General features: G+C 70.5%; 30 protein-coding genes and 1 pseudogene. 12 read left to right on the top strand and 19 right to left on the bottom strand.

The window, feature by feature from the left end; genetic code table 11:
• Positions 1-25: 25 nt before the first annotated feature.
• Positions 26-427, bottom strand: a complete 402-nt coding sequence (locus tag SM418_RS11970) for a DUF5997 family protein (RefSeq protein WP_371940520.1) — start codon at positions 425-427, stop codon at positions 26-28.
• A gap of 55 nt (positions 428-482) precedes the next feature.
• Here SM418_RS11970 and SM418_RS11965 point away from each other — a divergent pair, with 55 nt between their 5' ends.
• Positions 483-1,166 (top strand): LysR family substrate-binding domain-containing protein, encoded by a 684-nt coding sequence (locus tag SM418_RS11965; protein ID WP_371940521.1) that lies wholly within the window; start codon positions 483-485, stop codon positions 1,164-1,166.
• Between the two features lie 292 nt (positions 1,167-1,458).
• On the opposite strand, the gene SM418_RS11960 is transcribed toward SM418_RS11965, so the two are convergent.
• The 3 genes from SM418_RS11960 to SM418_RS11950 are packed head-to-tail and all read right to left on the bottom strand — an operon-like array spanning position 1,459 to position 4,606.
• On the bottom strand, positions 1,459-1,842 hold the full coding sequence (locus tag SM418_RS11960; RefSeq protein WP_371940522.1) for an STAS domain-containing protein: 384 nt from the start codon (positions 1,840-1,842) through the stop codon (positions 1,459-1,461).
• Positions 1,839-2,978 carry a cobalamin B12-binding domain-containing protein gene (locus SM418_RS11955; RefSeq protein ID WP_371940523.1) on the bottom strand — a complete coding sequence of 380 codons (1,140 nt, stop codon included), beginning with the start codon at positions 2,976-2,978 and terminating at the stop codon, positions 1,839-1,841. The genes SM418_RS11960 and SM418_RS11955 overlap by 4 nt, the downstream gene beginning before the upstream one ends.
• Entirely contained in the window at positions 2,975-4,606 is a 1,632-nt protein-coding gene (locus SM418_RS11950) for a PP2C family protein-serine/threonine phosphatase (RefSeq protein ID WP_371966068.1), read from the bottom strand. The genes SM418_RS11955 and SM418_RS11950 overlap by 4 nt, the downstream gene beginning before the upstream one ends.
• Before the next feature lie 352 nt (positions 4,607-4,958).
• Here SM418_RS11950 and SM418_RS11945 point away from each other — a divergent pair, with 352 nt between their 5' ends.
• A complete protein-coding gene (locus tag SM418_RS11945; protein WP_371940525.1) occupies positions 4,959-5,417 on the top strand; it encodes an STAS domain-containing protein in 459 nt (152 codons plus the stop codon).
• Between the two features lie 164 nt (positions 5,418-5,581).
• The gene (locus SM418_RS11940) at positions 5,582-6,616 is read left to right on the top strand and encodes a hypothetical protein (RefSeq protein ID WP_371940526.1); all 1,035 of its coding nucleotides are present in this window, start codon (positions 5,582-5,584) and stop codon (positions 6,614-6,616) included.
• 67 nt (positions 6,617-6,683) lie between these two features.
• On the opposite strand, the gene SM418_RS11935 is transcribed toward SM418_RS11940, so the two are convergent.
• Positions 6,684-6,938, bottom strand: coding sequence for a hypothetical protein (locus SM418_RS11935; RefSeq protein ID WP_371940527.1), 255 nt, complete (start codon positions 6,936-6,938; stop codon positions 6,684-6,686).
• Between the two features lie 98 nt (positions 6,939-7,036).
• Here SM418_RS11935 and SM418_RS11930 point away from each other — a divergent pair, with 98 nt between their 5' ends.
• Together SM418_RS11930 and SM418_RS11925 are read left to right on the top strand one after the other, a co-directional pair.
• The gene (locus tag SM418_RS11930) at positions 7,037-7,276 is read left to right on the top strand and encodes a hypothetical protein (RefSeq protein ID WP_371940528.1); all 240 of its coding nucleotides are present in this window, start codon (positions 7,037-7,039) and stop codon (positions 7,274-7,276) included.
• Positions 7,277-7,406: 130 nt separating this feature from the next.
• Complete coding sequence (locus SM418_RS11925) at positions 7,407-7,880, top strand: hypothetical protein (RefSeq protein WP_371940529.1); 474 nt, start codon at positions 7,407-7,409, stop codon at positions 7,878-7,880.
• Between the two features lie 180 nt (positions 7,881-8,060).
• Here the strand turns inward: SM418_RS11925 and SM418_RS11920 are convergent, their stop codons facing one another.
• Entirely contained in the window at positions 8,061-8,432 is a 372-nt protein-coding gene (locus SM418_RS11920; protein WP_371940530.1) for a hypothetical protein, read from the bottom strand.
• A 394-nt stretch (positions 8,433-8,826) separates the two neighbouring features.
• Between SM418_RS11920 and SM418_RS11915 the strand changes: the two genes are divergently transcribed.
• Positions 8,827-9,213, top strand: a complete 387-nt coding sequence (locus SM418_RS11915) for a hypothetical protein (RefSeq protein ID WP_371940531.1) — start codon at positions 8,827-8,829, stop codon at positions 9,211-9,213.
• A gap of 202 nt (positions 9,214-9,415) precedes the next feature.
• Here the strand turns inward: SM418_RS11915 and SM418_RS11910 are convergent, their stop codons facing one another.
• From SM418_RS11910 to SM418_RS11880, 7 genes are all read right to left on the bottom strand, one after another.
• Entirely contained in the window at positions 9,416-10,243 is an 828-nt protein-coding gene (locus SM418_RS11910) for an urease accessory protein UreD (protein ID WP_371940532.1), read from the bottom strand.
• On the bottom strand, positions 10,240-10,929 hold the full coding sequence (ureG, locus tag SM418_RS11905) for an urease accessory protein UreG (protein ID WP_371940533.1): 690 nt from the start codon (positions 10,927-10,929) through the stop codon (positions 10,240-10,242). Before ureG ends, SM418_RS11910 begins: the two co-directional genes overlap by 4 nt.
• Before the next feature lie 22 nt (positions 10,930-10,951).
• The gene (locus SM418_RS11900; RefSeq protein WP_371940833.1) at positions 10,952-11,626 is read right to left on the bottom strand and encodes an urease accessory protein UreF; all 675 of its coding nucleotides are present in this window, start codon (positions 11,624-11,626) and stop codon (positions 10,952-10,954) included.
• Positions 11,627-11,651: 25 nt separating this feature from the next.
• Positions 11,652-13,460: an urease subunit alpha gene (locus SM418_RS11895; RefSeq protein ID WP_371940534.1), complete on the bottom strand. Its 1,809-nt coding sequence runs from the start codon at positions 13,458-13,460 to the stop codon at positions 11,652-11,654.
• The gene (locus SM418_RS11890; protein ID WP_371966067.1) at positions 13,453-14,115 is read right to left on the bottom strand and encodes an urease subunit gamma; all 663 of its coding nucleotides are present in this window, start codon (positions 14,113-14,115) and stop codon (positions 13,453-13,455) included. Before SM418_RS11890 ends, SM418_RS11895 begins: the two co-directional genes overlap by 8 nt.
• A 198-nt stretch (positions 14,116-14,313) precedes the next feature.
• Positions 14,314-14,862 carry a hypothetical protein gene (locus tag SM418_RS11885; protein WP_371940536.1) on the bottom strand — a complete coding sequence of 183 codons (549 nt, stop codon included), beginning with the start codon at positions 14,860-14,862 and terminating at the stop codon, positions 14,314-14,316.
• An 85-nt stretch (positions 14,863-14,947) separates the two neighbouring features.
• Positions 14,948-15,766, bottom strand: a complete 819-nt coding sequence (locus tag SM418_RS11880) for a dienelactone hydrolase family protein (protein WP_371940537.1) — start codon at positions 15,764-15,766, stop codon at positions 14,948-14,950.
• A gap of 89 nt (positions 15,767-15,855) precedes the next feature.
• Here SM418_RS11880 and SM418_RS11875 point away from each other — a divergent pair, with 89 nt between their 5' ends.
• Together SM418_RS11875 and SM418_RS11870 are read left to right on the top strand one after the other, a co-directional pair.
• Positions 15,856-16,827 carry a GlxA family transcriptional regulator gene (locus tag SM418_RS11875; RefSeq protein ID WP_371940538.1) on the top strand — a complete coding sequence of 324 codons (972 nt, stop codon included), beginning with the start codon at positions 15,856-15,858 and terminating at the stop codon, positions 16,825-16,827.
• A gap of 133 nt (positions 16,828-16,960) precedes the next feature.
• Positions 16,961-17,160, top strand: a pseudogene (locus tag SM418_RS11870) (NADH-quinone oxidoreductase subunit B); the annotation flags it as partial.
• A gap of 214 nt (positions 17,161-17,374) precedes the next feature.
• On the opposite strand, the gene SM418_RS11865 reads toward SM418_RS11870, so the two are convergent.
• Positions 17,375-18,181, bottom strand: coding sequence for an enoyl-CoA hydratase/isomerase family protein (locus SM418_RS11865; protein WP_371966066.1), 807 nt, complete (start codon positions 18,179-18,181; stop codon positions 17,375-17,377).
• A gap of 272 nt (positions 18,182-18,453) precedes the next feature.
• Positions 18,454-19,527: a GNAT family N-acetyltransferase gene (locus SM418_RS11860; RefSeq protein WP_371940540.1), complete on the bottom strand. Its 1,074-nt coding sequence runs from the start codon at positions 19,525-19,527 to the stop codon at positions 18,454-18,456.
• A gap of 30 nt (positions 19,528-19,557) precedes the next feature.
• Between SM418_RS11860 and SM418_RS11855 the strand changes: the two genes are divergently transcribed.
• On the top strand, positions 19,558-20,046 hold the full coding sequence (locus SM418_RS11855) for a MarR family winged helix-turn-helix transcriptional regulator (RefSeq protein ID WP_371940541.1): 489 nt from the start codon (positions 19,558-19,560) through the stop codon (positions 20,044-20,046).
• 49 nt (positions 20,047-20,095) lie between these two features.
• Here the strand turns inward: SM418_RS11855 and SM418_RS11850 are convergent, their stop codons facing one another.
• The 4 genes from SM418_RS11850 to SM418_RS11835 are packed head-to-tail and all read right to left on the bottom strand — an operon-like array spanning position 20,096 to position 23,922.
• Entirely contained in the window at positions 20,096-21,154 is a 1,059-nt protein-coding gene (locus SM418_RS11850; protein ID WP_371940542.1) for a methyltransferase, read from the bottom strand.
• Between the two features lie 13 nt (positions 21,155-21,167).
• Positions 21,168-22,040, bottom strand: a complete 873-nt coding sequence (locus SM418_RS11845) for an ABC transporter permease (protein ID WP_371940543.1) — start codon at positions 22,038-22,040, stop codon at positions 21,168-21,170.
• A complete protein-coding gene (locus SM418_RS11840) occupies positions 22,037-22,804 on the bottom strand; it encodes an ABC transporter permease (RefSeq protein ID WP_371940544.1) in 768 nt (255 codons plus the stop codon). Before SM418_RS11840 ends, SM418_RS11845 begins: the two co-directional genes overlap by 4 nt.
• 14 nt (positions 22,805-22,818) lie before the next feature.
• On the bottom strand, positions 22,819-23,922 hold the full coding sequence (locus SM418_RS11835) for an ABC transporter substrate-binding protein (RefSeq protein ID WP_371940545.1): 1,104 nt from the start codon (positions 23,920-23,922) through the stop codon (positions 22,819-22,821).
• A 295-nt stretch (positions 23,923-24,217) separates the two neighbouring features.
• On the opposite strand from SM418_RS11835, the gene SM418_RS11830 reads away from it, so the two are divergent.
• The 3 genes from SM418_RS11830 (at position 24,218) to SM418_RS11820 (ending at position 26,678) form a co-directional block, all read left to right on the top strand.
• Positions 24,218-25,606: a helix-turn-helix domain-containing protein gene (locus SM418_RS11830; protein ID WP_371940546.1), complete on the top strand. Its 1,389-nt coding sequence runs from the start codon at positions 24,218-24,220 to the stop codon at positions 25,604-25,606.
• Between the two features lie 105 nt (positions 25,607-25,711).
• On the top strand, positions 25,712-26,230 hold the full coding sequence (locus SM418_RS11825; protein ID WP_371940547.1) for a TspO/MBR family protein: 519 nt from the start codon (positions 25,712-25,714) through the stop codon (positions 26,228-26,230).
• A gap of 34 nt (positions 26,231-26,264) precedes the next feature.
• The gene (locus tag SM418_RS11820) at positions 26,265-26,678 is read left to right on the top strand and encodes a hypothetical protein (RefSeq protein WP_371940548.1); all 414 of its coding nucleotides are present in this window, start codon (positions 26,265-26,267) and stop codon (positions 26,676-26,678) included.
• Positions 26,679-26,819: the final 141 nt, after the last annotated feature.

Below are 26,819 nucleotides of genomic sequence, written 5' to 3'. Positions count from 1 at the left end.
CTCGGGGGCGCGGCGTGTGTTACCGCTACATGCCGGCGATGTTTTTCGCGCTGGCGCGCTGCTGCTTGAGACGGAGTTCCTCTTCGCGGACTTTGGCTCGGATGGCCCGCTCGCGTTCTAGCCAGTCGGGGTTCTCGGCCTTCAGGTTCTCGATCTCGGCCGTGGTGAGGGGGCCCGTGATGCCGGCGCGGGCCAGACCTGAGACGGAGACGCGCAGCTTGGCGGCGACGACCTGGCGGGGGTGGGGGCCCTCGCGGCGAAGGTCGGCGAGCCAGGAGGGCGGGTCAGCCTGGAGCGCGTTCAATTCGTCCCGGGAGACAGGGCCTTCCTGGAACTCGGTGGGCGCTGCCGACAGCAGGATCCCCAGCTTCTTGGCCGCGGTCGCGGACTTCATGGTCTGCGGGGCCTTCGCCTTGGACGTGCTCATGACCTCAAGGGTAGCCAGCGGAAGGGGGCGGCCCGGACGTGACTAGGCTGAGGCAGTGACCGAAGGTGAGTTCCGGCTGGCCTACGTCCCGGGGGTGACGCCGGGGAAGTGGGCCGGGGTGTGGGCCGAGCGGGTGCGAGATGTGCCGCTCCGGCTGGTGCAGATCCCCGCCGCCGAAGGTGTCCCCCTGCTGCGGAAGGGTGACGTGGACGCGGCGTTCGTACGCCTACCCGTCGACCGCGAGGGCCTCCATGTGATCCCGCTGTACCTGGAGACCACCGTCGTGGTGGTGCCCAAGGACCACGCGGTGGCCGCGGTGGAGGAGGTGGAGCTTGCCGATCTCGCCGACGAGGACGTGTTCGAGCCGCTCGACGATGTCCTGCCCTGGGGCGACCGCCCCGGGCAGCCTGCCTTCACCCGTCCTGAGAACACCGCTGATGCGATCGGGTTGGTGGCGTCGGGGGCCGGCACCCTTCTGCTTCCGCAGTCTCTGGCCCGCCTCCACCACCGCAAAGACCTCACCTACCGAACCGTGACCGACGCTCCTCAGTCCCAGATCGGCCTGGCCTGGCTTGAGGCCGTGACGACCGACCTCATGGAGGAACTGATCGGCATCGTCCGCGGCCGCACCCCCAACAGCTCCCGTGGCCGCAACGCCCAACAACAGCCCGTCCGTAAGAAGCCGCCGCGCCAGCGCTCCGCCCCTAAGCGCCGGCACCAAAAGCGCCGCCGGACGTGAAGAGAGTCATTGTGGGTGGCGGAGGTCTTGTCACCACATGCGACCCTAGAACGCGCTGAAGGGTAAATTGGCGGGCATTGGTGTCGGGGCGTGTCGCCCCACCGACATCAATGCCCGCGCAAAGTCACGCGATGTCGAATCGGTCAGAATGCACGTCCTCGATCTGGGGGAGCCTGCCGTAGTCAGGCCTTGTCGAAGGTGTGCTTGGGGCGTGCACGTGCCTGCGCTCCACGGAGGCGGCGGCAGGGGCGGCGAGCCCACTACGGCGAGACCTGGCCGCACCCGCGTCGAGTCACTGCTGCGGCAGCTCCTGGTCGTGCCCCTCCCGCGCTTCGGCCGCCTCGCCGGTGAGATGGTGCAGGGTCCCCGTCAGATCCAGAAGCCGGTCGAGTTGCGGGCTCCGGTCCGTCAGGCGGAGGCGGACGCCGGCCGCGGCCGTACGGCGCCGGACCATCAGCAGGGCAGACAGACCGGACGAATCGCACATGCCCATCTCGGTGCAGACCAGTTCCAGCTCATCGGCGCCCGGGTTGTCCTCCAGATGCGCGCTCACGGCGGTCACCAGCGTGTCGGCAGTGCGGAAGTCCAGCACGCCCTCTATCTCGATCCGCAGCGATCGCACTCCGGCCACCGCGGCGAAAACCCGCAACGGAACATCGGGTACAAAGGCCGTCATGCAGTCCTCTCTCTGAAAATGCCGCTCTCGCCCTCGGACGGGGTCCCGGTGGGTTCCGGCAGCCCCGACCGCACGGTGTCCCGCGCGCGCGACAGCAGGTCCGTGGCGCGGGGATAGTCGACGAGCTGGTCCGCCAGCAGATCCAGGGCGGGCAGCAGACTGTGAGGGGGCACGTCGCGTGCGGCCAGGATCCCCGCGATCCAGCCGGCGAATCCGGTGAAGAGGTCCGGGTCGTCCACATAGAGAGCGGCACCGAGGAAGTCGACGATGTGAGCGATGTCCTCGGCGGTGTGGCGCCGTTGCCGGTCGGTGTAGTCCGCCATCGCCGGGAAACGGGACTGCAGTCCGGCCAGCACGTGGCGCACCAGCCCCTGCGCCGTCCGCGTGACGTGCGTGTACTCCTGATCGGCGAGATGCGGAAGGTCGTCGACGGCCTGGTGGACGAGCGGCGGCTTGGGGAGCGGCCCCTCGGCCAGCCGGGCGGCGGCGGCGCGGGCGTCGGGAGCCCAGGCGTCCGCGCCGAGCAGGGAGGCGTAGTGGCCGCCCGGCCCGTACGCGGCACCGCCGACCATGACCGGGGTCCCGGTCACCTGGCAGGCGGTGATGGCGGCGTGCGCGGCCGGCAGCCGGGTGGCGATCGAGGACGACAGCGCCACCACCGCCGGGTTCGTGCGGTGCACGTGCGAGATCAGGTGCGGCGTCGGCACCTGGGCCCCGAGGTAATCGACCTGCCAACCGCGCAGCCGCAGCACCTCGGCCAGGATCCGGGCGGGCAGCGCGTGCCACTCGCCGTCGATGCACGCCACCGCCACCCGGCCGCGCGGTGCCCCGCGATGTTCCTGCATGCCCCGGCGGACGGCCGGATGGTGCGCCATCGTCCCGATCACCCGTTCGTTGATCGCGGTGGCGGTGTGCTCCTGCGCGACGGTGAGCCGGTTCGCCGCCCACTCGCGACCCACTCGGGCCTGCAGCGGTGCGATGACCTCCAGCAGCAGCGTCTCGGCGGCGGCTCCCTCGTCCAGGGCCGCCGCCATCGCGTCGGCGGCGGCGTACTCGTCGCCGCCGACGATCGCGTCCCAGAACGCTCTCGCCCGGTCATCGAACTCGGGGGGCGGCTCCCCTGCGGTGCGGATCACGCGGTGTACCTCCCAGGTCCCTGGCCCCCGACTGCACTGAGGTGGTTGCGCCGCGGAGCGGCGATGGCGATCACGGCCATGTCGTCGTGCACGCCGGCGCCCACCCACTCCGCGGCGAGCATGTGCACCCGTTCGACCAGGGCCTCCGGCGGCATCCCGCCGCAGCCTCGCAGTTCCTCATGCAGTCGCTCGTCACCGAACATCTCGTCGCCCAGCGGGCCGCCGACCGCCTCGGTGATGCCGTCGGTGTACAGCAGGCACGTGTCGCCCGGTTCCAGCAGCACCGTCGCGGTCTTGGACGTGATCTCCTCCAGCACCCCGATCAGCGAGCCACGCGTGTCGGCGGACTCGACCTCGCCGCCAGCACGCACGATCAGCGGAGCGGCGTGGCCCGCGCTCGTCAACCGCAGTCGCACGCGCCCGCCCTCCTGGTGGAGCGAGGCAAGTACGAGGGTGACGAATCGGGTTGAGTCGCTGTGCAGCAGCGTCCCGTTCAGCAGCTCCAGTACGCGCTGGTGGTCCTTGGTCAGCGGTACCAGAGCGCGCAACGTGTTCCGGATCTTGCCGGTGAGGACCGCGGCCTCCAGCCCCTTGCCGCACACGTCCCCAAGGACCACCAGCGACTCCGGCGCCGCACCGGCGTCGTCGGCCGCCGGATGCAGATCGTAGAAGTCGCCTCCGACCCGCTCGCCGTCGCCCGAGGGCCGGTACCGGGCCGCCAGCTCCGCCTCGGGCAGGTCGATCGTCCGCGGCGGCAGCAACTCGCGCATCAGCGTGTCGGTGATGGACGCCTGCTCGGCGTACACGCGGGCGGCCGACATGGCCGCACCGGCTCGCGCCGCGAACAGGCGCGCCACCATCTCCTCACTCTCGGAGAACGCGCCCCGTCCGCCCCGCCGGAGCAGCATCAGCGCCCCGGCCGGAATCCCGTGTCCGGGCAGCGCGGTCACCACCATGGCGGCGAGCTCGCCCAGGTGCTCGCGGGCGACCCAGGCGGGCGCGGCGGCAGGGTCGATCCAGCGTGACGGCACCGGCGGGAACCCCTGCATCGCCTCCGCGAGCCCCGGAACCTCCTCCGGATCCACGAGAAGCTCCTGATGCTCCACCTCGCCGTCCGGGCCGCAGTAGGACACGGGATGGGACCGCCCGGATCCGGGAGCGATCACCAATGCGGCGTCGGCGAGATGCCGCGCGGCCAGCCGCACGGTCACCTCCATGCACCGCTCCAGATTCAGCGACGCGAGCAACTGGCTGGACGCGTCCGCCAGGAATGACGTGCGCTCACGTTCGGCGGCCAGCTCCCGCGCCAGGCGCCGGTTCTCGGTGACATCGAACAGCCACCAGATCGTCCCGGCCGAGTGGCCTGGGATCACGCCGGCGGGTCCTCCGTCCGGCACCGCATGGGCCGCGAAGAACCGGTCGCCGACCGAACCGTGCGCGATCGGCTCCGGCAGGGAGCGGCCGGACTCCGCGCGATCAGGGGCAGGAGTGTCGGCCAACGCGTGGTGGGCCTTCGCCAGCCACCCCGGCGCCCGGCCGTCCAGGACCCCGCCCGGCACCACGCCGAGCAATGAGCGAGCCGCGTCATTCAGGCGCGTGACGGCCCCCGCCGCGTCCACGGCGAGCACCGGATACGGTGCAGAGCCCAGGGCCGAGTCGAAAACATCCGGAGGACCATCAGTGCTTTGAGTGAGTTCCATCACTACAGAGGCTGCGGCGAGACCACTTCCCTTCCTGAGAAAAGCCGCCAAACGAGGAAGCTACCCCCCACATCACACCGTAACAACACGAAGATACTTGACGGAAGGCAAGGAAGCGCCCGTCCCTGCCCGCGAGACCGGCGCACCCGCCGCGGCCTGCCGGGTCCGCTGGTCGCAGGTCCGCTCATGGCCTGGCGAGGCCGGAGGCGTGTCGACCCCCCGCATGATTGTTCGAATCTCCCGCGGGTAGCGTTGACGTAACAGGAGGTCGATTACGGCGATGGAAGCGATGCGAGACGAGAATTCAGGCGCTCTTGTGCAAACGTGGCACGACCCCTACGGCCGGGTCCGGCTACAGGTCGAACACCGGGATTCGTGCCTTGTCATCAAAGTAGGCGGCGAAATCGACCATCTCACGGCGAACGCATTCCGTGAACGCACGATTTCCCATTGTATTACCGCCCGGCAGATCATCCTGGATCTGCAGGACGTGACCTTCTGCGACTCCTCCTGCCTCGCGGCGCTGGTAGGCATCTGGAAGGCCACGACGGCGCGCGACCACCGGCTGGTGGTCAGCCGTCCGAGCCCGCTATGCCACCAGATGCTGCAACGAACCGGCCTCGACGAGCACATATCCATTAGCGCCACCCTCCGGCACGCCTTCGCACGGCTTTCCGCCGACCGTGGCGATACGCGACCTGCGCAGTCCGACCTCACAGCACGCCGACACGTCTCCTGAACGGGAGCACGCCGGGCGGACCTGCGGAGAGCCGGCCAGAGGCCGGACCCTGGCAGCCGGTGATCGCCGGAGACGCTCGCAGTGGACGGCGGTAGCGTGCACAATGCTCTGCACGGTCATCTCGTTCCGGCCGGCTGGTACTCATCTTTCCCGTGGGCGTGAACATGGACGCTGAAAAGCAAGGGGCCCCCGTTCAGCCTGGCCGGCTCGCGAATTTCCGGTCCAGGCTCCGCGACGGGCAGGACCGCCCGCCGACCTCGGTCTTCGTCGTCGGCACGCTGTTCTCGGGCTCGACCCTGCTCGGGCGCGACATGACCACTCGGATCCGGGGCGCCCACTACGTCGGCGAGCTGAACAACTTCACGCAGATGCCCGGGTACAGCCACAAGGACTCCGGTCAAGGCTGCGGGCCCTGCTCACTGCTCGGCAGGGAGTGCCGGCACTTCACGGACGCGCTCCGGGAGCGGGTGTCGTACGACGACATCCTCGGCATGCACCGGCGGTTCGCCCTGTCACTGGGCGTTCCGGTGGTCGTCGACGGAAGCAAGTACGTCGCCTGGCTCCGGCAGGCCGTCGAGCAGCAGTTCGCCGACCCGGCGAACCGGGCACCGGTGAACGTGATCGTCACGGCGCGGAACCCCATCGCCTTCGCCCTCAGCCACCGGAACCGGACGGGGGAACCGCTGTGGCGGGGCGCGGGCATCTGGCGTGACACCTACGTGGACGCCCTCCGCACCGTCAACACCTACGGCCTGCCGCACCTGGTCCTCCGCTACGAGACCTACATGAAACGCCCGGAACGGTCGCTGGAGCGGCTGGCCGGCTTCCTGCACCTTCCGCTGGACGCCGAGCCCGACAACACGAGGATCCACGACACCGGCGGCAACTGGAGTTCCTTCGTCCCGTACGTCGGGAAGGAGCAACTGGAGGGCTACATCCGGCGGCTCGACGGTCCCGGGCGCGCGGAGGCGGAGGACTTCGTGAGGCATGCGCGGGCGTACTGGAACGACGAGAAGCCCCGGGAGGACACCCGCTGGCGGCGCGGCCTGGACGCCGGTGAGGCCAACGCGGTCCTCAGCACTCCGGGGCTGGCCGACGTGGCGAGCGTCCTCGGCTACAACGTCGCGGAGTTCGTCCACGCGGCCGTCCGGGGCGCGCCGGCGAAGCCCCGCAAGCCCGTGCCCGCCGCCGAGCAGTGATGCTCGCCGCCACGAGACCGGCGAGCGCGAATGGGCGGCTGCGTCCCTGCACGGCTGCGTCGTCGCCCTAGGCCGGGCCGATGCGCAGACTGGGTCCCGTTCTCGTCCCGGCGTTCGCCGCTCTCTTACCATTCACGGCGTGCACGTCGGCGACCGCCTCGGCCAGCGTCGCGAGGAGCCGGAGCCCGGCCCGCGGCGAGAACGCTCCATGGGCGGCGACCGCCTGAGCGAGCGTCGGCCCGGGTATGTACTCGGTCGCCAGCCAGTAGGGCGGCTCGTCCACCTCCGCGCCGACCAGCGCCGCGGCTCGCAACGCCTGCACCCATTCACCCCGCAGACCGGAGAAACACCCGATTCGTGCAGACAATCATGCCGCCCGGTGAACAATTGCGGATCACGATATCTGGGTCATGCCCGACCGTGACGTCGTACTCTGCCCCCGCCACGCGTCCCGCGCATCCACAGGACAGCAGTAATGACCTGCTGGGCACCTTCTTGGTCCGCACCATCCTGGTCCCCGCGTTGGCGCTGGACCTCGGCCGCTGGTTCTGGTGGCCCGGCCGCCTCTTCCAGGACCTGGGCGACTCCGCCATCACCAGGGAGGCGCCGTACGCGTCGGTGTCCGGCTCACCGACATCGAGTGCACCGAAGCCGCGGTGAACGTCAGCCGTACCCTCACCGAACTCGGCCCGCGCAGCTGCGGTCGCCGCCGGACTCCGGTCAAGGCTGCGGGCCCTGCTCACTGCTCGGCAGGGAGTGCCGGCACTTCACGGACGCGCTCCGGGAGCGGGTGTCGTACGACGACATCCTCGGCATGCACCGGCGGTTCGCCCTGTCACTGGGCGTTCCGGTGGTCGTCGACGGAAGCAAGTACGTCGCCTGGCTCCGGCAGGCCGTCGAGCAGCAGTTCGCCGACCCGGCGAACCGGGCACCGGTGAACGTGATCGTCACGGCGCGGAACCCCATCGCCTTCGCCCTCAGCCACCGGAACCGGACGGGGGAACCGCTGTGGCGGGGCGCGGGCATCTGGCGTGACACCTACGTGGACGCCCTCCGCACCGTCAACACCTACGGCCTGCCGCACCTGGTCCTCCGCTACGAGACCTACATGAAACGCCCGGAACGGTCGCTGGAGCGGCTGGCCGGCTTCCTGCACCTTCCGCTGGACGCCGAGCCCGACAACACGAGGATCCACGACACCGGCGGCAACTGGAGTTCCTTGAGCGGCATGGAAATGGGGATCGATGCGTACGGGCCAGAATAGAACGGCACCGAAAACACCGCACCGATACGACAGTTTCGGACATTCCATTTCCTGACCGAGGCCCCAGTGGCCCGCCGGTCGCCGAACGCCTTCAAGTATGGCCAGGTGGCTTGGGAAACGGACGCGACCGGTCCCGGCCGTATGAGGTAGCGGCTCGGGACCGGCGTAGGAGCGGATCCGTTAGTCGGCGCAGATCGCGTAGACGCTGATGCCGACGTCGTTGTAGCCGATCTGGCGGCCGAGCGCGATCCAGCCGCGGCCGTCCGTTGTCGGGAAGGAGCCGACCAGGATGGCGCCGTTGCCCTGCGCCTCGCCGCCGCCTCCGAGGACGTGCTTGCTACCGGGGCAGTAGAGGGTCCGGCGCTGGAAGTTGGGGACGTTGGCGTTCGGCAGGGCGACGATCTGGTAACCCGGCGGCAGTGCGGCGGCCCGCGCTGCGCCCGGCTTGGCAGGGGTCTGCGCGCTCTGGGCACTGGCCGCCCCGGCCAAGGCAAAGCAGCTCGCGGTGGTCGCCATGGCCAGGGCCACGGCGGCGGTCTTCTTCGACGGCATATGTTCCCCTTCTTCGGTGACCCCGCGCCGTCGGTGTCAGGAGGGCGTTGCAGAAACGCATGGCGCCCTGGACTCCGGCGGCGGAGGGTCAAGGAATCTCGAACACGTTGAGTATCCAATCAATTACTTAAAGTGTCTATTCGTTGAGGATGATCGTGAGTCCCGAATGACCTACGCAGGTGACCAACGGCAGGTGCATGCACGGAGATTGCCAATGTGACCTGCGAGAACGCTGCACAAAACGGTGGGCACCTGACCGGATACGGCCAGGTGCCCGCGCACAACTCCCGCGTATTCGCCAACCCGGGCTCCAGCCTGGCCGGAGCGTTAGTGGTCGTCCCAGGATCCCTGTGGCGGTGCGATCATCGGCCCCAGCGGATGCGGCAAGTCGACCTTGCTCAAGGTCCTCGCCCGGCTGCTGCCCCGTCCGGCGGGCACGTGCTGCTGGAGGGAGGGCGCATCGACGCGCTGCGCCCGCGCCAGATCGCGACCCGGCTGGCGATGCTGCCGCAGAACCGGTCGCACCAGAGGGCATGACCGTCCGGGACCTGGCCGCGCGCGGCCGCCAGCCGCACCAGCCCTGGTACCGGGGCTGGAGCCCCGAGGACGCGGAATCGTCGAGGAGGCGATGCGGGCCACCGGCGTCCTCGACCTCGCCGACACGGCGCTGGACGAGCTGTCCGGCGGGCAGCGGCAGCGCGCCTGGATCGCGATGGCGCTGGCCCGGCAGACCCCGAGGACGAGGCCGTCGTGGTCATCGAGCGCACCACCCAGGAGGTGATCGTGGTGAACCTTCCCGACCTCACGTGGATCGGCCCCGTCGGCACCGCCAACTCCGGCAACGACCCCCCGGCCGGCACAAGTACTGAACCCCCGCCGGGCCGCCCCGCGCCAGGCGGGCCCCCGTCAAAGGAAGCCACTGACGGTCGTGTCCTGAACGCGCTGTGGCTGCACTACGGTGACCGCACCACCCCGTAGGCGGTTCAGTCGGTGCGGAAGCCGAGGTGGTGGAGTGCGGCGTCGAGACAGCGGCGGAGGTCGCCGGCGTCCGGGGCCGCGGCGGTGACAAGGACGCCGGGCCCGGCGAGCGGGGTGATGACGCCGTGTACGTGCGCCGGGGTGTCGAGGATCCGTGTGTCAGGCGGACGGTCTCGGTACGAAGGGTCGACGACGAGGAGTTGGCCGACGGCGCGGTTGCCGGCCAGCACGGCGGGGCCGTCCCAGCCGGGGACGCCGGGGCCGTAAGCGCTCTGCTGATCCAGCAGTGTTCGTTCGCCGCGACGGACGGTGATGCGGCTGGTCATCCGGCCTGTCGGCTCGTGCGCGCGGCCGAGGATCTGCTGCTCGGCGAGGACGAGCCGGGCGGTGCAGGCGAGGTCGATGCGGATGTGCTGGCGCAGGTCGCTTCCGGCGGCGGAGATGACGGGTTCGGGCAGCCAGTGCAGTCGCGCGGAGTCCGCCAAGCGCAGGGCCACGTCGTGGGTGGCGTGTCCGGGGGCGGGCCCGGGCAGTGCGACCGTGGCGGCGGCGGAGATGACGTGCAGGTCGGCTCCCGGCCCGACGACGGCCTCGATGCGGAGGCGGTCGCCGTTGTGCGGGGCGCTCATGGTGTTCAGGGCGCAGATGCGCGCCTGGGAGCCGCGCGGACGGAGCCGGCGGAGAACGAATGGGCCGTCGCCGTGGAGCACCGGCAGATCGGTGACTCCGTCTGCGGCCTCCGCTCTGATGCGGGCGGTGGCATGCAGCCTGTAGGGGGTGGGCGCGGCATCTGTGGTGTGCGGCGCACGCTGGAGGGACGGCGCCGCGCTCATGCCCGGGCCGCGGCCTGCTCGGCGATGCGCCCGCGGACCCAGTCTGCGATGGGGTCGATGCCATGGTCGGCTTTGACGCTGGTGAGGACAACGGGCAGGGAGCCGCGTACGGACCTGGCGTCGCGTTCCATGGCGGCGAGATCGGCGCCGACATGCGGGGCGAGGTCCGCCTTGTTGATGACCAGGAGGTCGGCGTTGGTGACGCCGGGGCCGCCCTTGCGGGGGATGTCGTCGCCGCCCGCGACGTCGATGAGGAAGATCTGCTGGTCGACCAGGCCCTTGGAGAAGGTGGCGGTGAGGTTGTCACCGCCGGATTCGATCAGGACGAGGTCGAGGGAGCCGATTCGTTCCTGCAGGTCCTCGACGGCTTCGAGGTTGGCGGAGATGTCGTCGCGGATGGCGGTGTGCGGGCAGGCGCCGGTCTCCACGGCGGTGATCCGTTCGGGCGGCAGCACCGCCTGGCGCAGCAGGGCTTCGGCGTCTTCGCGGGTGTAGATGTCGTTGGTCACCACCGCGATGGACACGGTGTCTCGCAGCCGCCTGCACAGGGCGGCGACGGTGGCGGTCTTGCCGGAGCCCACCGGACCGCCCAGGCCGATGCGCAGGGGGCGTGGACGGCCGCCGGATCGGGCTGCGGCGGGAGGGATGATGTCGCTGATGACCGGGTCGGTGCGGTGCAGGTGCATGACGCCTTCCGGGTGTCGATGGTCAGCTGGCGAACAGGCGTACCGGCCAGGCCGCGTGCTCTTCGGCGGTGATGTCGAGCAGTGGCGCTGACGCGGCGGGCAGTGCGTCCACCCCGTCCACCGGCAGCCGTGCGGCTTGGCCGGCGGCCTCGGCGGCGACGTGCTCCATGTCGCCGCCGAGGCGGGCGGTGACGGCCGTGGCCTCGAAGGGGTCGAGGCCGAGCAGCCTTATCGCGGCGGTCACCGGGCCGCAAACGCTGTCGTAGGCGGCGGCCAGGGCGGCGCTCTGCGGCGCCAGTCCGGCGCTGCGTGCGGCGAGGCCGAGTACGACGGGCTGGTGGACACCGGCGGGGCGTGCCGCCGCCAGGTGTTCCAGCTCGGAGCCGGGCCAGGTGGCGCGGACGGCGCGCATCAGCTGCCGGCCGAGCCTGCGCGCTGCCCGGCGCAGCGCCGGGGCGGGTGTGCGCGCGTCGGCGGCGTCGTCCAGGATCAGCGGGTCGTACCCGGCCGCCGCCGCGGCGGACAGGGATGCCGCGACCAGGCCGGCGGTGACCAGCCGACCGCGGCAGAAGTCCTCCAGGGTCGCGGCGTCGCGGACGCGTCCGGCCGCGACGGCGGCCTCCGCCCCTCCGGAGTGCGCGTGCCCTCCGGAGGGGAAGCGGCCGTCGCCGAGGATCAGCAGGGACACCGGACTCATCATGGCTCCAGGAAGTGAGGGCCGGTCAGAACAGGAAGTACCGCTGCGCCATGGGCAGTTCGGTGCGGTAGTCCGGCGTGACCGCATCCTCGCCGATCTCCACGTTGACGTCTCCCTTCCGGTCGTCCTGCTCGCCGGTTCCCCCGCTGCCGTCGATGACCACGGTGAAGCTGTCGGCGTCGACATCGATCCGGGGGAGGGCGTCGTTCTCGCGCATGTCGGCCTTGGTCAGGCCCCGGGTACTCGTGATCGCCTCGAAGGACTTCCGGAGCCCGGAGATGCCCCCGGCGAACCGTTCGGAGACGAAGTTGACCGAGTTCCCGCCCGGGGCGTGCCCGAGCGCGCCGAACATGCGGCGGGGAAGGACCGGCTGCGGGGTCGGAATGGCGGCGTTGGCGTCCCCGACCTGTGCGTAGGCGATCTGCCCGCCCTTGACGACCAGGTACGGCTTGACGCCGAAGAACGCCGGCTCCCACAGGACCAGGTCGGCGAGCTTGCCGGTCTCCACCGAGCCGACCCTGTGGGCGATGCCCTGGGCGATGGCGGGGTTGATGGTGTATTTGGCGACGTATCGGCGGGCCCGCAGGTTGTCCGCAGGCCCGTCGCCGTCCAGCGAGCCGCGCTGCCGCTTCATCACGTGCGCGGTCTGCCAGGTCCGCAGGATCATCTCGCCGATGCGGCCCATCGCCTGGGCGTCGGAGGACATGATGGAGATGGCGCCCATGTCGTGCAGGAGGTCTTCGGCCGCCATCGTGGACGGCCGGATCCGCGAATCGGCGAAGGCCAGGTCTTCCGTGACCTTCGGGTTGAGGTGATGGCAGACCATGACCATGTCCATGTGCTCGGTGATGGTGTTGACCGTCAGCGGCCGGGTGGGATTGGTGGACGCGGGCAGCACGTTGCGCCGGGACGCCATCTCGATCATGTCCGGGGCGTGGCCGCCGCCCGCGCCCTCCACGTGGAAGGCGTGGATGCAGCGATCGCCGATGGCCTCCAGGGTGCTCTCCAGGAAACCGGCCTCGTTGAGGGTGTCGGCGTGGATGGCCAGTTGCGCGCCGGATTCCTCGCACACCCGCAGGCAGGCGTCGATGACGGCGGGGGTGGCGCCCCAGTCCTCGTGCACCTTGAACCCGATGACGCCCGCGCGGAGCTGGTGTTCCATGGACACCCGGGACATCGTGGCGCCCTGGCCGAGCAGCCCGATGTTGACCGCGGAGCCGTCCAGCGCCTCCAGCAGCGCGGTGATGTGCCAGGAACCCGACGTGACGGTGGTGGCCTTGCTGCCCTCGGCGGGACCCGTACCGCCGCCGATGAGCGTCGTCACGCCCGAGCCGAGCGCCTCGTCGAGCTGCTCGGGACAGATGAAATGGACATGGGTGTCCACCCCGCCCGCGGTGAGGACCTTGCCGTTGCCGGCGATGATCTCGGTCTCCGGGCCGATCTCGATGTCGGTGGCGATCGCCTGGTCGTCGTGACGCCGGTTCATGGTCTCGGGGTTGTAGGCCCTGCCCACGGCGACGATGTCGCCGTCCCGCAGCGCGACGTCCGCCTTGACGACGCCCCAGTGGTCCAGGATCACCACCCCGGTGATGACCGTGTCCGGAGCGTTCTCGGCGCGCGACGCGCAGGACTGGCCCATCGACTCGCGGATCACCTTGCCGCCGCCGAACACCATCTCGTCACCGCTGTGTCCCGGGCCGCCCGCCCAGTCCTCGGTGATCTCTATCCACAGGTCGGTGTCGGCGAGCCGGATCCGGTCGCCGGCGGTCGGTCCGTACAGGTCGGCGTATTCGGCGCGCTCGAGACGGGGGCGGCACACCTCGGGCTCAGTCATGCAGTTCGCCGCCGACCAGCCCGCGCAGCCCCATGACCTTCCGCTCCCCCTGCAGAGGAACCAGATCGACCTCGACGCGGCAGGCGGTCTCGAAGCGCCGCGACTTGCCCGCGGGAATGTTCAGGCGCCGACCGTACGCGCACTCCCGGTCGGGCTCCGCGTCCGACGCCGGCACCGGCCGGATCTCCAGCGCCGGGTTCACCTCGTAGAAGTGGTAGTGGGAGCCGACCTGCACCGCGCGGTCCCCGGTGTTGCGGACCTCGACCCGTGTCACCGGCAGCCCTTCGTTGACCTTCACCGGCTCGGCCTGGCCGGGGTGCTCGACCTGCCCGGGCGCGGCGACGTCGGGCCGCGCGGGGATGGGGTCGGCGATGGTCACCAGCTTGGTGCCGTCCGGGAAGGTCGCCTCCACCTGGATCGTCTCGATCATCTCGGGGACGCCCTGCATCACCTCTCGGCGGGTGAGCACACCGCGTCCCGAGGCCATCAGTTCGCGGACCGTCTTGCCGTCCCTGGCGCCCTCGAGCACGTGCGCGGTCAGCAGCGCCACCACTTCGGGGTAGTTCAGCCGGAGCCCCCGGGCGCGGCGCTTGGCCGCCACGTCGGCGGCCACATGGATCATCAAGCGCTCCTGCTCATGATGGGTCAGATGCACATCTTCCTCCTCAGGCTCGTCCGGACTTCCCGCGGCCGGGCCGCCGGAGCGGCACAGCACAGAGACGGCAAGAAGACGACTCGGCGTTCTCGGTGTCGCGCCGCCGCCCGCGACGCCCCTTCGGAGTTGAAGTGTTACTTAGAGTGACTAGAGGTGGAAGGGCTTGCTCGGCCACTCTGGACTCACCGTTCCGAGAGACTACGTTCGCCGACGGCATACACCGGCGGGTTGCACCCTCCAGAGGAGGTGGTTCCCGACCCTCGGCAGGCGCCGAAGCCGGACGGCGCCCGGCTGGTCATAGGTGTAGACGGTCTTTCCGCTCGCGTCACGCAGGACCGGCGTTCCGGTCGCCATGGAGGGCTCGGACATGTAACTCACGCCCATGTCCGTCGAATGCATCCCGATCGACAGCGCCGGCTCGCCGCCGTCATGCTCGCCCCAGATGACGAGTCCGCTGCGGGGACCGAACGGGGCGGGGGTGAGGCGGCGGTCGTACCGGCCCGCCTTGGCGAAGCGCTCGTCTCGTGACCAGACCTCCGTCGTTTCCCAGTCGAAGCCGCAGTCCGGCCTGCTGTTCATCCAGTCGATGTTCCACGTGATGCCGGGCGAGTAGTACTCGGTGCGAGCGGCGGGCGCCGCCCCCACGCCCGCGTAGAAGCCGATGCCGGGGCCGCCGTCCGGCCAGTACGGCGTGGCATGGCCGCCGACGCAGACCGGCTGCCCTTCGGTCCCGTACACGGTGCTCACCGCGGCCATGTCCTTCGTGCGCACATGCAGGCCCGGCTTCACAGCGCCGGACGCACGGCCGCCCAGGGCCTGCCTAACGCGCCCGTCAAGGGTGCAGGCGTTCGGACAGGTAGGCGATGATCTCGTCCCTCGCCTTCACCGTGGGATGCCCTTCCTCATCGACGAGGTGGGCGGTGACGACGCTGTGCGGGGTCGCGACCACGTCCCGGAAGAAAGGAGGCGGATCGGTGTTCGCGGACGAGCCCGAGAGGACGCGGCCGTCGAAGGCGTCCCCAAGGAGCGCCTGGTAGGCGGCGAAGCGCTGGCCGGTGCACCAGCGGTCGTTGTCGAAGCGGAAGGAGAGCACTTTCAGGCCGTCCCGCAGGATGCGGTCGCGGACGGCGAGGGCGTCCTCGTCGCCGATCTCCAGACCGGCCGGATCGTCCAGCGGCAGCGACGGATGGTTGACGACCGGCGCGATCACGGCGGGCTCGAGCGCCATCGTGAGGGCGAAGTTGCCGGTGAAGCAGAGCCCGATGGCGCCGACCCCCGGGCCTCCGCATTGGGCGTGGGCCTGGCGCGCGAGCCCGCGCAGCCACACCGTGACGGGGCTGGTGCCGCCCCCGGCGAACGCCCGGAACTCGGCGCTGACGCACGCCCGGCGGATCACCTTCTCGCCGCTCTCGGCCGTGGGGTACGCGCCGTCCGTGCCGAAGAGGGACGGGACGTAGACGGTGAACCCCGCGTCCCGCACCCACCGTGCCAGGCGAAGGACGTCCGGGCTGATGCCGGGCATCTCCGGCATCACCACGACGGCCGGGCCGTTACCCGCGACGTAGACGGTCTTCACCACCCCGTCCACGTCCACCCGCCGAGGAGAGAAATCCGCGATCGCGTCATCCCGACGCTCCCTGATATCGGTCATGGTCACGAGCCTGCACCGGGGCGCGCGCGGCCAGCGAGCGGCCAGATCGCCAGATACAGGGGTAATCTCGCCATCGAAGGGAGGCGGGTATGGGCGCATTGCGGGTCGGCGTGCTGGCGTATCCGGGCTGCTTCGCGTCCGAGGTGTTCGGCGTCCCCGATCTCCTGACGATGGCCGCGCATGTCGCCGGGCCGTCGGGCCCCGGGTACGAGGTGTCGATCGTCTCGCCCCGCCGCCGCGTCGTCGCGTCCGGCGGGGTGGCGCTGGCCGTCGCGCCGATGCGGGAGGTCGACGTCCTCGTCGTGCCGGGATTCGAACTCGGGCCGGGCCTGGACGTGGACGCCCGGCTGGCGTCGCTGGCCATGGAGATCGCGGCGATCCGCGCGCACGCCGCCACCGGCGCCGCCGTCGTCTCGATCTGCGTCGGCGCGTTCCTGCTGGGCGAGGCCGGACTCCTCGACCAGCGCCGCGCCACGACGGCCTGGCTCTTCGCCGGCGAGCTGGCCCGGCGCAGCCCGGAGGCCGACGTCCGGCCCGAACAGCTCGTCGTCACCGACACGGGGGTGACGACGACGGCGGCGTTCAGCGCCATGTACGACTTCGCGCTGGGCCTGATCCGCCGGCACAGCGGCCCCGGCGTGGCCCGGGCGACCGCGCGGGTGGCGCTCGTGGACGACGCGCGCTCGTCCCAGGCCCCCTACGTCGACTCCCGGCTTCTCCCGCAGGCCGGGAACGAGTTCTCCCGCAGGGTCATGCGCCGGCTCGACCAGAACCTCGCCGTCCGGTACGACCTCGCCGACCTGGCGGACGCCTTCAACATCAGCACCCGTACGCTGCTGCGGCGCTTCTCCCAGGAGACGGGGCAGAGCCCGCTGGAGTACCTGCGGTCGTCCCGCGTCCGCCGCGCCCGCCACCTCCTGGAGACCACGGACCGGACGATCGCCGCCATCTCCGCCACGGTCGGGTACCGCGATCCCGGAACCTTCGCGGCGCTCTTCGCCAAGCACACCGGCCGACGCCCCAGCGACTACCGGGCGACCTTCCGCCAGACCCGCGCTTGAGCGACCGGGAGCTGATTGAGGAGACGCGGATCGCCTCCCCAAAAATCCCTCCTCTGGATCGCGCCGACGAGAGGGGCGAGCGGGTCCTTGTCGGCCTGCGGCGGCCGTACATAGGAAACCGGCGCCGGGGGCCGCGATCGTGCAGGGCGTCGACCACCTCGTCCCGGTGGACGTCTACCTGCCAGCTGCCCGCCGCGCCCGGAGATGCTCCTGGACCCCATCGTCCATATCCACGACAAGGTCCGGAACACCAAGATCGGCGCTCATCGTGAGCGGGAGATCGCCGAACTCGACCGGGCCAGGGCGCGTCGGCTCCCGCTGGTGCGACCGTGACCGAGGAAACCCCCGTCCGACCCGTGTTCGTCCCATCGGGGACACCGGGCGAGCCCGCCGCCGAGGACGGACGACCGGTGCGGGTCTTGGCGGCGACGTGGCGCCGAGCCGCCGCGCGACTGATCGACGGGGTCGTGACGCCGCTGATGACGGTCACCCCGACCGTGCTGACCCTCCGCGTCGTTCCAGTGATCGTTGGATTCGGAATCCTCGCTCAGCGTCCGCGCCACTCCGGTGGACGTCCTTCGGCGATCGCTTGCCGTGCCTCCTTGAAGTCCTCCGAGACGATGCACCGGGCCTGTTCTTCCACAGCGGCCCGCAGGCTCGCCTCGCCGTCGTGGCGTCGGGCGGCGTCCATGGCGCGCCTCGCTCCGCTCACCGCCAGTGGCGGCTGGGCCACCAGACGCATGGCGAGCCGCTGCGCCGCGACGTCGAGTTCGTCCTCCGCCACGACCTGATTGGCCAATCCGATGCGGAGGGCCTCATCGTGGTCCACGACCTCGCCGAGGAGTATCAATTCCCGCGCTCGGGCCTCCCCCACCAGGGGCGCCAGCCGGAACGTGGCGCCCATGTCGGGTAGCAGGCCGAACCGGGTCTCGGTGAGAGCGACACGAGCCCCCTCGGCGAAGACGCGGAAGTCGCAGGCGAGGGCCAACTGGAATCCGGCGCCGTAGGCGTGACCGCGCACTGCGGCGATGCTCGGGCAGCGCAGCCGGGGTATCCACTCGAAGGTCGAAGCGACCGTCATGCCGAGGGCGAGGAAACGGTCACGTTCGGGCGGCCGATCGGCCCAATCCCCGATCAACTCGCCCATCCCCTCCTGGAGGTCGATGCCGGCCGAGAACGAGGGCCCTTCGCCGGTCACCACCAGGCATCGCAGTGTCTCGTCCGCGAGCAATTCCTGGCCGAGGTCGACGAGTTCCCGCCACATCTGCGGGTTCTGCGCATTCCGCTTGCCGGGCCGGGCCAACGTCACTGTGCCGACGTGACCTCGACGTTCGTAATGGAGTGTCGTGTACATCGCCGTCATTACCTCCTTGGCGTCGCCTCATGGTCGATCGATGTGGGCTGGAACGGCCATCGCAGCCAGAGGCCCTCGCCGACGCCGGTCGCCAACAGTGCAGACGAGCCGGCGACCGATTCCGTGACATGCCCCTACCCGCGCCGGGCCCGTCCCCAAAGGGGGTGAATGTTCGTCGCCGGGCACGACGCCTAACGCCGCACGTTGCGAGCGTGAGCGGGAGCTCCTCCTCGGCGGCCGCGGCTCGTGGCCCGGGGCCGCACGGGGGCCGCTCAACCAGTGCGGAGGGGCTTCTTGGTGAGGCGGATGGTGCCGTCCTCGCCGGGGAGGGGCGCCGGCAGGTATCCCTCACTCTGGTAGAGCGCGATGTTGGAACGGCTGTTCGCTCCAGTGGACAGCACGATGCGACGGCAGGCCGGGTCGGCGGCGGCCTCCGCCGTCTGGAGCAGCCAGCGTCCCAGGCCACGCCCCCGCAGGTCGGGGACGACGCCGAGCCGTCCCACGTGCCACTCGGCGTCGTCGCGGCGGGTCCGCACCATGCCGAGGAGCCGGCCGTCCCGCCACAGTCCGATCGCGTGCCAGGCCGCGAGCCAGTCACGTACCTGCTCCACCGACTCGTGCAGCGCGGGGACGGTCAGGGGGTCGTTGGCGAGGCCCTCGTCCACCCAGCAGCACCGCTGCAGGACGGTCACCTCGGCGGCGTCGTCCGGCGTCAACCGCCGCAGATAGGACCCTGGCTCGGGCCCGGTCGACGCGTCGGGCCGTGCCCGCTCGCGCATCGGCCGGAGCGCGTGCGCGACCCGGACCAGCTCGTCCAGGACATCGATCGCGGCCTCTCTCGCAGCGGCGGCGGGCCGCACCTCCTCGTCGCGCACGACGTCGGCGATGCGGAGCGCGACCGTGGAGCCCAGCGGCACCAGGCGCAGCGTGGTCACCACCTGCTTGGCGTGCTGCGCGGCCCTCGTGCCCGCCGAGGTGTTGCCGTAGCTGACGAACCCGACCGGCTTCCACGCCCACTCGCGGGAAAGGTAGTCCAGCGCGTTCTTCAGGGACGCCGGCATCCCGTAGTTGTACTCGGGCGTCACGACGATGAAGCCGTCCGCCGCGTCCACGATCGCGCTCCACCGTCGCGTGTGCTCGTTCCGGTACACGCCCGACGACGGATGCTCCTCCTCGTCGAGGAAGGGGAGGCCGAGGTCGGCGAGGTGCAGCGGCACCACTTCGGCGCCGAGTTCGGTGGCGCGAGGCGTGATCGTCTCGGTCAGCCATGCCCCCACCGCGGGGCCGAGTGCGCCGGGACGGGTGCTGCACACCAGCACGAGGACGCGCATCTGTTTCATTGACATGTAAATGAACGTAGCCGATAGATTATTTACATGTCAAAGAAACCTTCGGACGAGCCCGTGCGCTGGCTGACCCCGGACGAGGAACGGGCGTGGCGGGCCTTCAACCGCATGGTGATCGCCGTCCAGACCGGCACCGCGCGCGACCTGTCCCGGGCCGGCCTCTCCGAGCCCGACTACGAGGTGCTCAGCACGCTGTCGGAACGGCCGGACCACGCCGGCACCCTGCACGAGCAGGCCGCGAAGATGGGCTGGTCGCGCAGCCGACTCTCCCGGCACGCCACCCGCATGGAGGCGCGCGGCCTCGTCCGGCGCGCACCCGACCCGGCCGATGGAAGGGGCTGCCTCCTCGTCCTCACCGAGCACGGCCTGGACACTCTGGTCGACGCCGCCCCCGCACACCTGGAATCGGTGCGGCACCACTTCATCGACCGGCTCACCCCGGAAGACCTCACCGCCCTGGAACACATCGCCCGGAAGGTGGAGGCCCTGGACGAGCCACACCAGCCGCCCCGGTCCTGACCGGCCTCGACTCACGACGCCAAAGCCTTGTTGCCCCGTGATCGGGCGATCAGAAGGTGGGGGTGGCTTCGATCATGCTCAGCGGGGTCGGGGGGAGGGCTTCTACCCGGGTGACGCGCAGGTCGGCCTCGCTCAGGAGGGCCGCGTATTCGACCTGGTCGCGTTCCTGGCCGCCGTTGAAGACCGCCATCATGCGTATGTCCAAGTCGAAACCGAAATGGGGACGGCCGTCCTGGGGAAGCAGCACGTCGAGCGCTAGGAGCCGGCTGTCTGGACGCATGGCGGCGCGTACCTGGCGGAGAACCCTTATGGCGTCCTCGCGGCCGTGGTTGTGGACGATGCTGGCCAGCAGGTACAGGTCGGACCCCTCGGGCACCGAGTCGAAGTAGTCGCCCGCGACGAATTGGCACCGGTCCGTCAGATTCCGGACCGCGAGGAACTGCTCAGCCCTCTGCGCGACCTCCTTGAGGTCGAAGACGGTGCCCTGCAACGCGGGATGCGCGGTCATCAGGGTGGCCAGTACGAGGCCGACCCCGCCACCGACATCGGTGACCGTCCGGATACCGCTGAAGTCGTACTGCCGCGCCAGTGCAGCCGCGGCGTCCTTGGAGCGGGACGCCATGAAAGCGTCGAAATCGTGCCCGGCCTCGGGGTTGCGCTCGAGGTATCCGTACATCGATCCGTACGCTTCGGGGAAGGGGGCCACACCGGTGCGGACTGCTTCGGTCACCCCGGTCATGGCGTTCCATGATCCCGGTTCTCCGGCTGAGAGGACCGCCCACCGCATGGAGTCGGGGAGGCGGGAGTTCAGCGTGGCCCCGTACTCGGTCAGCGCGAAGGTGTCGTCGGCGGCTTCGAGGAAACCCATGGCGGTCAGGGCGCGCAGCAGGCGGGTGAGCTGGTCCTGCCGGGCTCCGCAACTCGACGCGAGCTCCGCGGCGGTGCGGGGGCCGTCGCTCAGCCAGCCGGCCAGGTCGAGCCGGGCCATGGCGTAGAGCGCGCTGAACCGATAGACGCCCTGGACCATCTTCCACACCGCCGCCCGGGGGTCGCCGCTCGTGACCCACAACGGCGGCTGGGACGAAGGATTCGGGGCCATTAGGGCCATGTCGGACTCCTGTTTATGAGAGGGATCGGCGGTCGGGCCGGCGTGCGGCTCGGTTCTCGAGCCGGGCCAGGCCGTGTGGGGCCAGGACGCGGCGTTCCACTGCGAGCAGGGCGGTGTTGAGGACGAACCCCAACGCGCCCACGACGACGATCCCGGCCCACATGGCGGGGATGTCGTAGGTGCGCTGGGGGGTCAGGAGCAGGGTGAAGCCGATCCCGTCGGTGGCGCCGCCCATCAGTTCGGAGACGACCATGAGGATCAGCGACAACGACAGGCTCAGCCGCAGGCCGGCGAAGATCTTCGGCAGGGCGGCGGGCAGGACGACGCTGGTCAGCCGCTGGTACGCGGTCAGCCGGAACACCCGTGCGGCGGCCTCCTGCTCCGGCGTCACCGAGCGGGCGCCTTCGGCGGCGGCCAGCAGGACGGGCCAGACCACCCCGAAGACGATCGTGGCGACCTGCATCGGGCTGCCGATGTGCAGGAGGGCGAGCCAGATCGGCAGCATCGCCGGGGGCGGGACGGCGCGGGCGAAGTGGACGGCCGGTTCCAGGCAGTCGGCGAGGAGTCGGAGGCGCCCGAGGAGGATGCCGACCGCGACGCCGCAGACCGCGGCCAGCAGCCAGGCGCCCAGCAGCCGAGCCAGGCTCGGCGGGATGTTGTCGATCGCCTGGTCGGTGAGCCAGGCCCGGCCGGGCGGTCCCGAGAACCACAGCTGCCGGAGCCGCTCGACGATCCGCGAGGGCGGCGGGAAGTAGATGTCGCCGATCAGGCGTGCGACCAGCTCCCAGCCGATGACCGCCGCGGCGATCGGCGCCGACCGCTCGCCCCCGGCCCGCAGGACGCCCGAAAGGCGGCTTCCCCTCGGCGTGTCGGCATGACCCGTCATCCGGCGCCGGTCTCCTCATGCCATCGGAACAGCCGCCGCTTGACCAACGTCAGCAGGCCGTCGACGGCGATGCTGAGGCCCCCCGTCCAGACGATCGTCGCCAGCACCACGTCCGTCTGGTCGACACCGCTGTTGAGCGAGATGAGCCAGGTGCCGATCCCGCTGCCGCCGCCGGCGAACAACTCGGCGCTGATCGCCACGATCAGGCCGATGCCGGCGGCCACCCGGACGCCGGTGAAGATGAAGGGCGCCGCGCTGGGCAGGGCGACCCGCCAGACGACCGTCAGGCGGCCGAAGCCGAAAGCGCGCAGGGTGTCGGTGGCCAGCGGATCGACGTCGTGCAGGCCGTACATGGTGTGGATCAGGACGGGCCAGCAAGCGGCGAAGGCGATGACCGCCACGGTCATCCGGATGTCGTCGCCGAAGATCAGCAGGGCGATCGGGATCAGGGCCACCGCCGGGATCGGCCGCAGGACCTCCGTGATCGGACGGCTCGCCGCCTCCAGCCTGGGCAGGCTGCCGAGGGCCAGGCCCGCCGGGACCGCCAGGGCGGCGGCGATGGACACCCCGGCGGCCCACATGCCCACCGTGACCGCGGCGGCGCGCAGGAATTCGAGATCACCCGCCAGGCCGGCGGCGCGGGCGAGCACCGCGGACGTCAGGGGGAGGACCGACCGGTCCACCAGCCCGGTGCGTCCGGCGGTTTCGGCGGCCGCCAGGAGGACGGCGATGCCCGCCGCTCCGGACACCCAGCGGCGGGCCACACGATGTATCCCGATCACTTCGCCGGCGGCGGCGGCACGATCATCGGCTTGACGTCCACCTGCTTCTTGACGTACCCGTACCGCAACATCAGGTCCGCCACTCGCTGCAGCCGGATCGGGCTGAGCGAGGTGGGATAGGTGCCCAGCGTGATCAGCTCCGCGCTGTCGGGCCGGATGCCCTTGACGTAGGTGGGAAGTATCTTGGTGACCACTCCCCGGTCGCCGGCCGCCAGTTGCTGCGCCTTACCGATGGCCCGCTGGAACGCCGCGACGGTCTTGGGATTCTTCCGCGTGTAGCCGTCCAGTACCCCCCAGCCCGACATGGGGAAGTCGCTGGTCGGGCCGCCGGGGTCGGCGGTGTCCAGGACGGTGCGCGCCCCCATGGACTTCTGCATCGAGGAGATGAACGGATCCGGCGTCCAGACGGCGTCCACCTGCCCCTTCGCCAGGGCCGCCGGCATCTGCGGGAAGGGCATCTCGACGTATGTCACGGCATCCGGCTTGATCGCACGGGTGTCGAGCGTCGAAGTGATCATCAGCTGCCCCACCGAGTGCAGCGAGGGAATCGCTATCTTCTTCCCCTTCAGGTCCTTGGGGTCGCGGATTGACGACTTCGGGCCCACCATCACCACAAAGGCGCCTTTGCCGGCCTGGTAGGAGTCGGCGATGAGCTGCCAGTGCGCCGCGCCCTGGTCATCGGCGGCGAACGAGGCGACATAGTTGTCCAAGGAGATGTCCAGGGCGCCCGAGCGCAACTTGGGCACCGCGAAGGAGCTGGACTGCAGCACCTCGGTCTTCACGGTCAGTCCTTCTTCGCGGAAGAATCCCTTCTTCATCGCGATGAACAGCGGTGCGGCATCTGGAATCGGAAGTATGCCGACCGAGATATGAGACTTCTCCAGGCCGTTCGCATTCTGTTCTGACGATGTGCCGCAGGCGGCGACCGAGAGAAGGAGCAGGCCGGCCAGGCCGGCACCCAGCGGACGGACGGCCGGACGAACCCGCGCCGAACCCGTGAGTAACGATGAACCCGGCCGACGAGATGTTACCGCCCCGCCTCGTCCGGACCCTCGCGATCGATCAGGGGAGAAGGCCGCGCGGCGGCTCCTAGATTTCATGGCGAAGATCTCATCGGAACACGCGACCAGAAATCAACAGGCATTTACCATGCGCCGGCTAGGCATGAACTAGGCATCTTCAACGCCTAGTAGGCATGGCCTTCGACCGGACATCGGTCCACTGTCTCGAAAATGTCCTCCCACCTGGCGGGCGCGCGCTCGACGAGCATGCGAGAAAGTCCTCGGGTAGGCGGCGCGGACGGCATCGCGCACACAAAAGCGGGAAACGGTGGAATGAAGATCATCCGGCCGCCACACTGATAGCCGACCAGGCCGGAACTTGAGAGGAAAACCGATGACGCCCAGACGTCGTTTGGCCGCCGCACGCAAACGCGCCAGTCACACCCAGGCGTCGCTCGCCGAACAGGTCGGTGTGGACAAGACGACGGTCAGCCGCTGGGAGAGAGGCGCCACCGAGATCACCGACCGGCACCGTCCGCGGCTGGCCGCCGCGCTGACCATCAGCCTGACCGAGCTCGATCGCCTCCTCGATCCCCTGCCGGGCCACGGCCAGAGCGACCCGGTCGCCTTCCGGGGCTTCACACCTGCCGATGCCGATGCGGGGGCCTCCCGCAGTGCGCGCGGGTCCGCCGCCTTCCAGCCGGCGAGCCTCCCGGCCGAGCGGCCGACCGCGTTACGCGTGCTGGGCGCAGCGCCGACCGGCATCCTGATCCCGATGGACCCGGTCGAGACGCTGCGCATCGGCCTCGATCGATCCGTGCGCACCGTCGACACCCTCGATCTCGTCGAGGACTGGAGGCTGACGGCGTACGAGCACGCCTGCTCGGTGCGCATCAGACCGCCCCAGGCGTTCATCGGGGACATCGGCACGGACATCGTCGACCTGAGCGAGGCCATCGATGCCCGCGGCTCGGGCCCCGATGCCGTCGTCCCGGAAGGCTCGGCCGACCATGTCGCCCTTCTGCGGGTGAGCGCGCAGCTCTCCGCGCTGATGGCGATGGCGCTGACCGAGGTCGGCGAGCTCGCCGCGGCCTCCCGCTGGTGGCGCACCGCCCGCCGGACCGCGAGCGCCGGCGGCGATCGAACCCTGCAGACATGGGTCTGCGGCCGGCAGGCGCTGGCCGCCCAGGCGATCGGAATGACCTCGCTCGCGCTGCGAGTCGCCGACCAGGCGCGGGAGCTGTCCAGGGAGACGCCCTGCGCCGGGTCCGCCGAGGCCTGCGCGGCGCGCGCCCTGTCACTGGCCGCCTCCGGCAGTCCCCCTCTGACACGGTCGGCCCGTACCGAGCTCGCGATTCTGGACGAACTCTTCGGACGGCTCCCCGAGGACGTGCGCGCCGAGGAGCAGGCCGTCTGGGGTTGGCCGGCTCAGCGGCTGCTCTCCACCCGCACCGCGGTGATGGCCTTTCTCGGCGACGACGCCGACCACGCGGATCTCAGAGGCGAGCTACAGGCCGAGCTCGATCATCTGGAACCGGCCTCCATACGTGAACGTGTCGAGGTGGAACTCAAGACGAGCATGGTTCTCATCCGTTCTGGTCAGACCCTCCAGGGCCTGGACACCGCCACCGCCGCGCTTGCCGAACTGCCGCCAGAGCACCGCACCGCCACGCTCGCCAACCTGGCCCGCCGCGTGTACCGATGCGTCCCGGCCCGCGACCGCGACCGCGCAACCGCCAAGGCCCTGCAGGCGCACATCGGCCAGCACTGGCGATGTGCCTGAGGGCCCGCACTGACCCCTGGTCTTCCCCGTAGGGCCAGAGGCAAGAAGAGGGACCCCGGCCGGCTCTCGATGTGCAGGTCCCGCCGCCGCGGGAAGGAGCCGACCATGAAGCCCGCGAAGAAACCGAAGCGGCGGCCGGCGGCCGGCGCGTGGCGGACCTACGCGGCGACGGGCGCAGCCGTGACGGCGACCGCGGCCATCGGGTCCAAGGCGGTCAACGCCAACGGTGCCTGGTACCGCTCGCTGTCCAAGCCGCCGTGGCAGCCGCCGTCCTGGACGTTCGGGCTGGTGTGGACGCCTCTGTACGCCTCGATCGCCTGGGCGGGCGGACGTGCCCTGCTGCGGGCCCGAGGACGCCGCCGCCGTGCGCTGGCCACCAGTCTGGGTGTCAACCTGTTGCTGAACGCGGCCTGGAGCCAGCTGTTCTTCGGCCGACGCAGCCTGAAGGGCGGGCTGGCGGGGACGGTTCTGCTCGACATGAGCAACGCCGACCTGATCCGCCGCACGGCCCCCGTCGACGCGGCGGCGGCCGGTGCACTCGTCCCGTACGCGGCATGGTGCACGTTCGCGACCGCCCTCAACGCCGACATCGCTCATCGCAACCGCCGGGCCGGGCACGGGTAGTCACCACGAAACGCCTGGTCAAGGAGGAATCGAGATGCCTTCAGACGCCACTGCCGAACGTTTCGAGTTCGCCTTCGAACGCCGCCTGGCCCGTCCGCTGTCTCTGCTCGGGATCCGGCCGGACACCTGCCGCCTCCTGCTCGCCCCGTCCTGGCTGGAGGTCCGTTTCGGCCCCTGGAAGGTGCGGACGCCCCTGGACAACGTGGCCGGCGCCGAGATCACCGGGCCGTACAGCGTCTGGAAGGTCACCGGCGCCCGCATGTCGATGGCCGACCGCGGGCTCACGTTCGGCACCAGCACCGAGCGGGGCGTCTGCATCCGCTTCCACCGACCGGTTCGCGGCATCGAGCCCACCGGCCTGCTCCGCCATCCGGGACTGACCCTCACCCTCGCCGACCCGTCCACGGTCGCCCGCAGGTTGCAGGACCTCGCGGCGGCTCGACGATGACCCGGTCGCCGGTGACCCTCGATCGACCTGGCGAGCGCTTCCGGAAATCGCCTATCGATGCGCTCGCCTTGTGACGCTGACGCCGCCGACGTCCGGTCCGCACCGCCTCGTTCATCTCCGGGCAATGAACGGTTCGGCCCT

This window comes from Actinomadura chokoriensis (assembly GCF_041463665.1).
Lineage (GTDB): Bacteria > Actinomycetota > Actinomycetes > Streptosporangiales > Streptosporangiaceae > Spirillospora > Spirillospora chokoriensis_A.
This window is presented reverse-complemented; position numbering and strand designations above follow the sequence as displayed.

Bases quoted from the DNA above. Each gene is read 5' to 3' on its own strand.
- SM418_RS11970 (WP_371940520.1), bottom strand. From the start codon at position 427: ATGAGCACGTCCAAGGCGAAGGCCCCGCAGACCATGAAGTCCGCGACC.
- SM418_RS11910 (WP_371940532.1), bottom strand. From the start codon at position 10,243: ATGAGCGCGGCGCCGTCCCTCCAGCGTGCGCCGCACACCACAGATGCC.
- SM418_RS11820 (WP_371940548.1), top strand. From the start codon at position 26,265: ATGCCTTCAGACGCCACTGCCGAACGTTTCGAGTTCGCCTTCGAACGC.
- SM418_RS11855 (WP_371940541.1), top strand. From the start codon at position 19,558: ATGTCAAAGAAACCTTCGGACGAGCCCGTGCGCTGGCTGACCCCGGAC.
- SM418_RS11835 (WP_371940545.1), bottom strand. From the start codon at position 23,922: ATGAAATCTAGGAGCCGCCGCGCGGCCTTCTCCCCTGATCGATCGCGA.
- SM418_RS11850 (WP_371940542.1), bottom strand. From the start codon at position 21,154: ATGGCCCTAATGGCCCCGAATCCTTCGTCCCAGCCGCCGTTGTGGGTC.
- SM418_RS11865 (WP_371966066.1), bottom strand. From the start codon at position 18,181: ATGTACACGACACTCCATTACGAACGTCGAGGTCACGTCGGCACAGTG.
- SM418_RS11860 (WP_371940540.1), bottom strand. From the start codon at position 19,527: ATGTCAATGAAACAGATGCGCGTCCTCGTGCTGGTGTGCAGCACCCGT.
- ureG (WP_371940533.1), bottom strand. From the start codon at position 10,929: ATGCACCTGCACCGCACCGACCCGGTCATCAGCGACATCATCCCTCCC.
- SM418_RS11895 (WP_371940534.1), bottom strand. From the start codon at position 13,460: ATGACTGAGCCCGAGGTGTGCCGCCCCCGTCTCGAGCGCGCCGAATAC.
- SM418_RS11945 (WP_371940525.1), top strand. From the start codon at position 4,959: ATGGAAGCGATGCGAGACGAGAATTCAGGCGCTCTTGTGCAAACGTGG.
- SM418_RS11825 (WP_371940547.1), top strand. From the start codon at position 25,712: ATGAAGCCCGCGAAGAAACCGAAGCGGCGGCCGGCGGCCGGCGCGTGG.
- SM418_RS11830 (WP_371940546.1), top strand. From the start codon at position 24,218: ATGACGCCCAGACGTCGTTTGGCCGCCGCACGCAAACGCGCCAGTCAC.
- SM418_RS11960 (WP_371940522.1), bottom strand. From the start codon at position 1,842: ATGACGGCCTTTGTACCCGATGTTCCGTTGCGGGTTTTCGCCGCGGTG.
- SM418_RS11875 (WP_371940538.1), top strand. From the start codon at position 15,856: ATGGGCGCATTGCGGGTCGGCGTGCTGGCGTATCCGGGCTGCTTCGCG.
- SM418_RS11940 (WP_371940526.1), top strand. From the start codon at position 5,582: ATGGACGCTGAAAAGCAAGGGGCCCCCGTTCAGCCTGGCCGGCTCGCG.
- SM418_RS11845 (WP_371940543.1), bottom strand. From the start codon at position 22,040: ATGACGGGTCATGCCGACACGCCGAGGGGAAGCCGCCTTTCGGGCGTC.
- SM418_RS11920 (WP_371940530.1), bottom strand. From the start codon at position 8,432: ATGCCGTCGAAGAAGACCGCCGCCGTGGCCCTGGCCATGGCGACCACC.
- SM418_RS11900 (WP_371940833.1), bottom strand. From the start codon at position 11,626: ATGAGTCCGGTGTCCCTGCTGATCCTCGGCGACGGCCGCTTCCCCTCC.
- SM418_RS11880 (WP_371940537.1), bottom strand. From the start codon at position 15,766: ATGACCGATATCAGGGAGCGTCGGGATGACGCGATCGCGGATTTCTCT.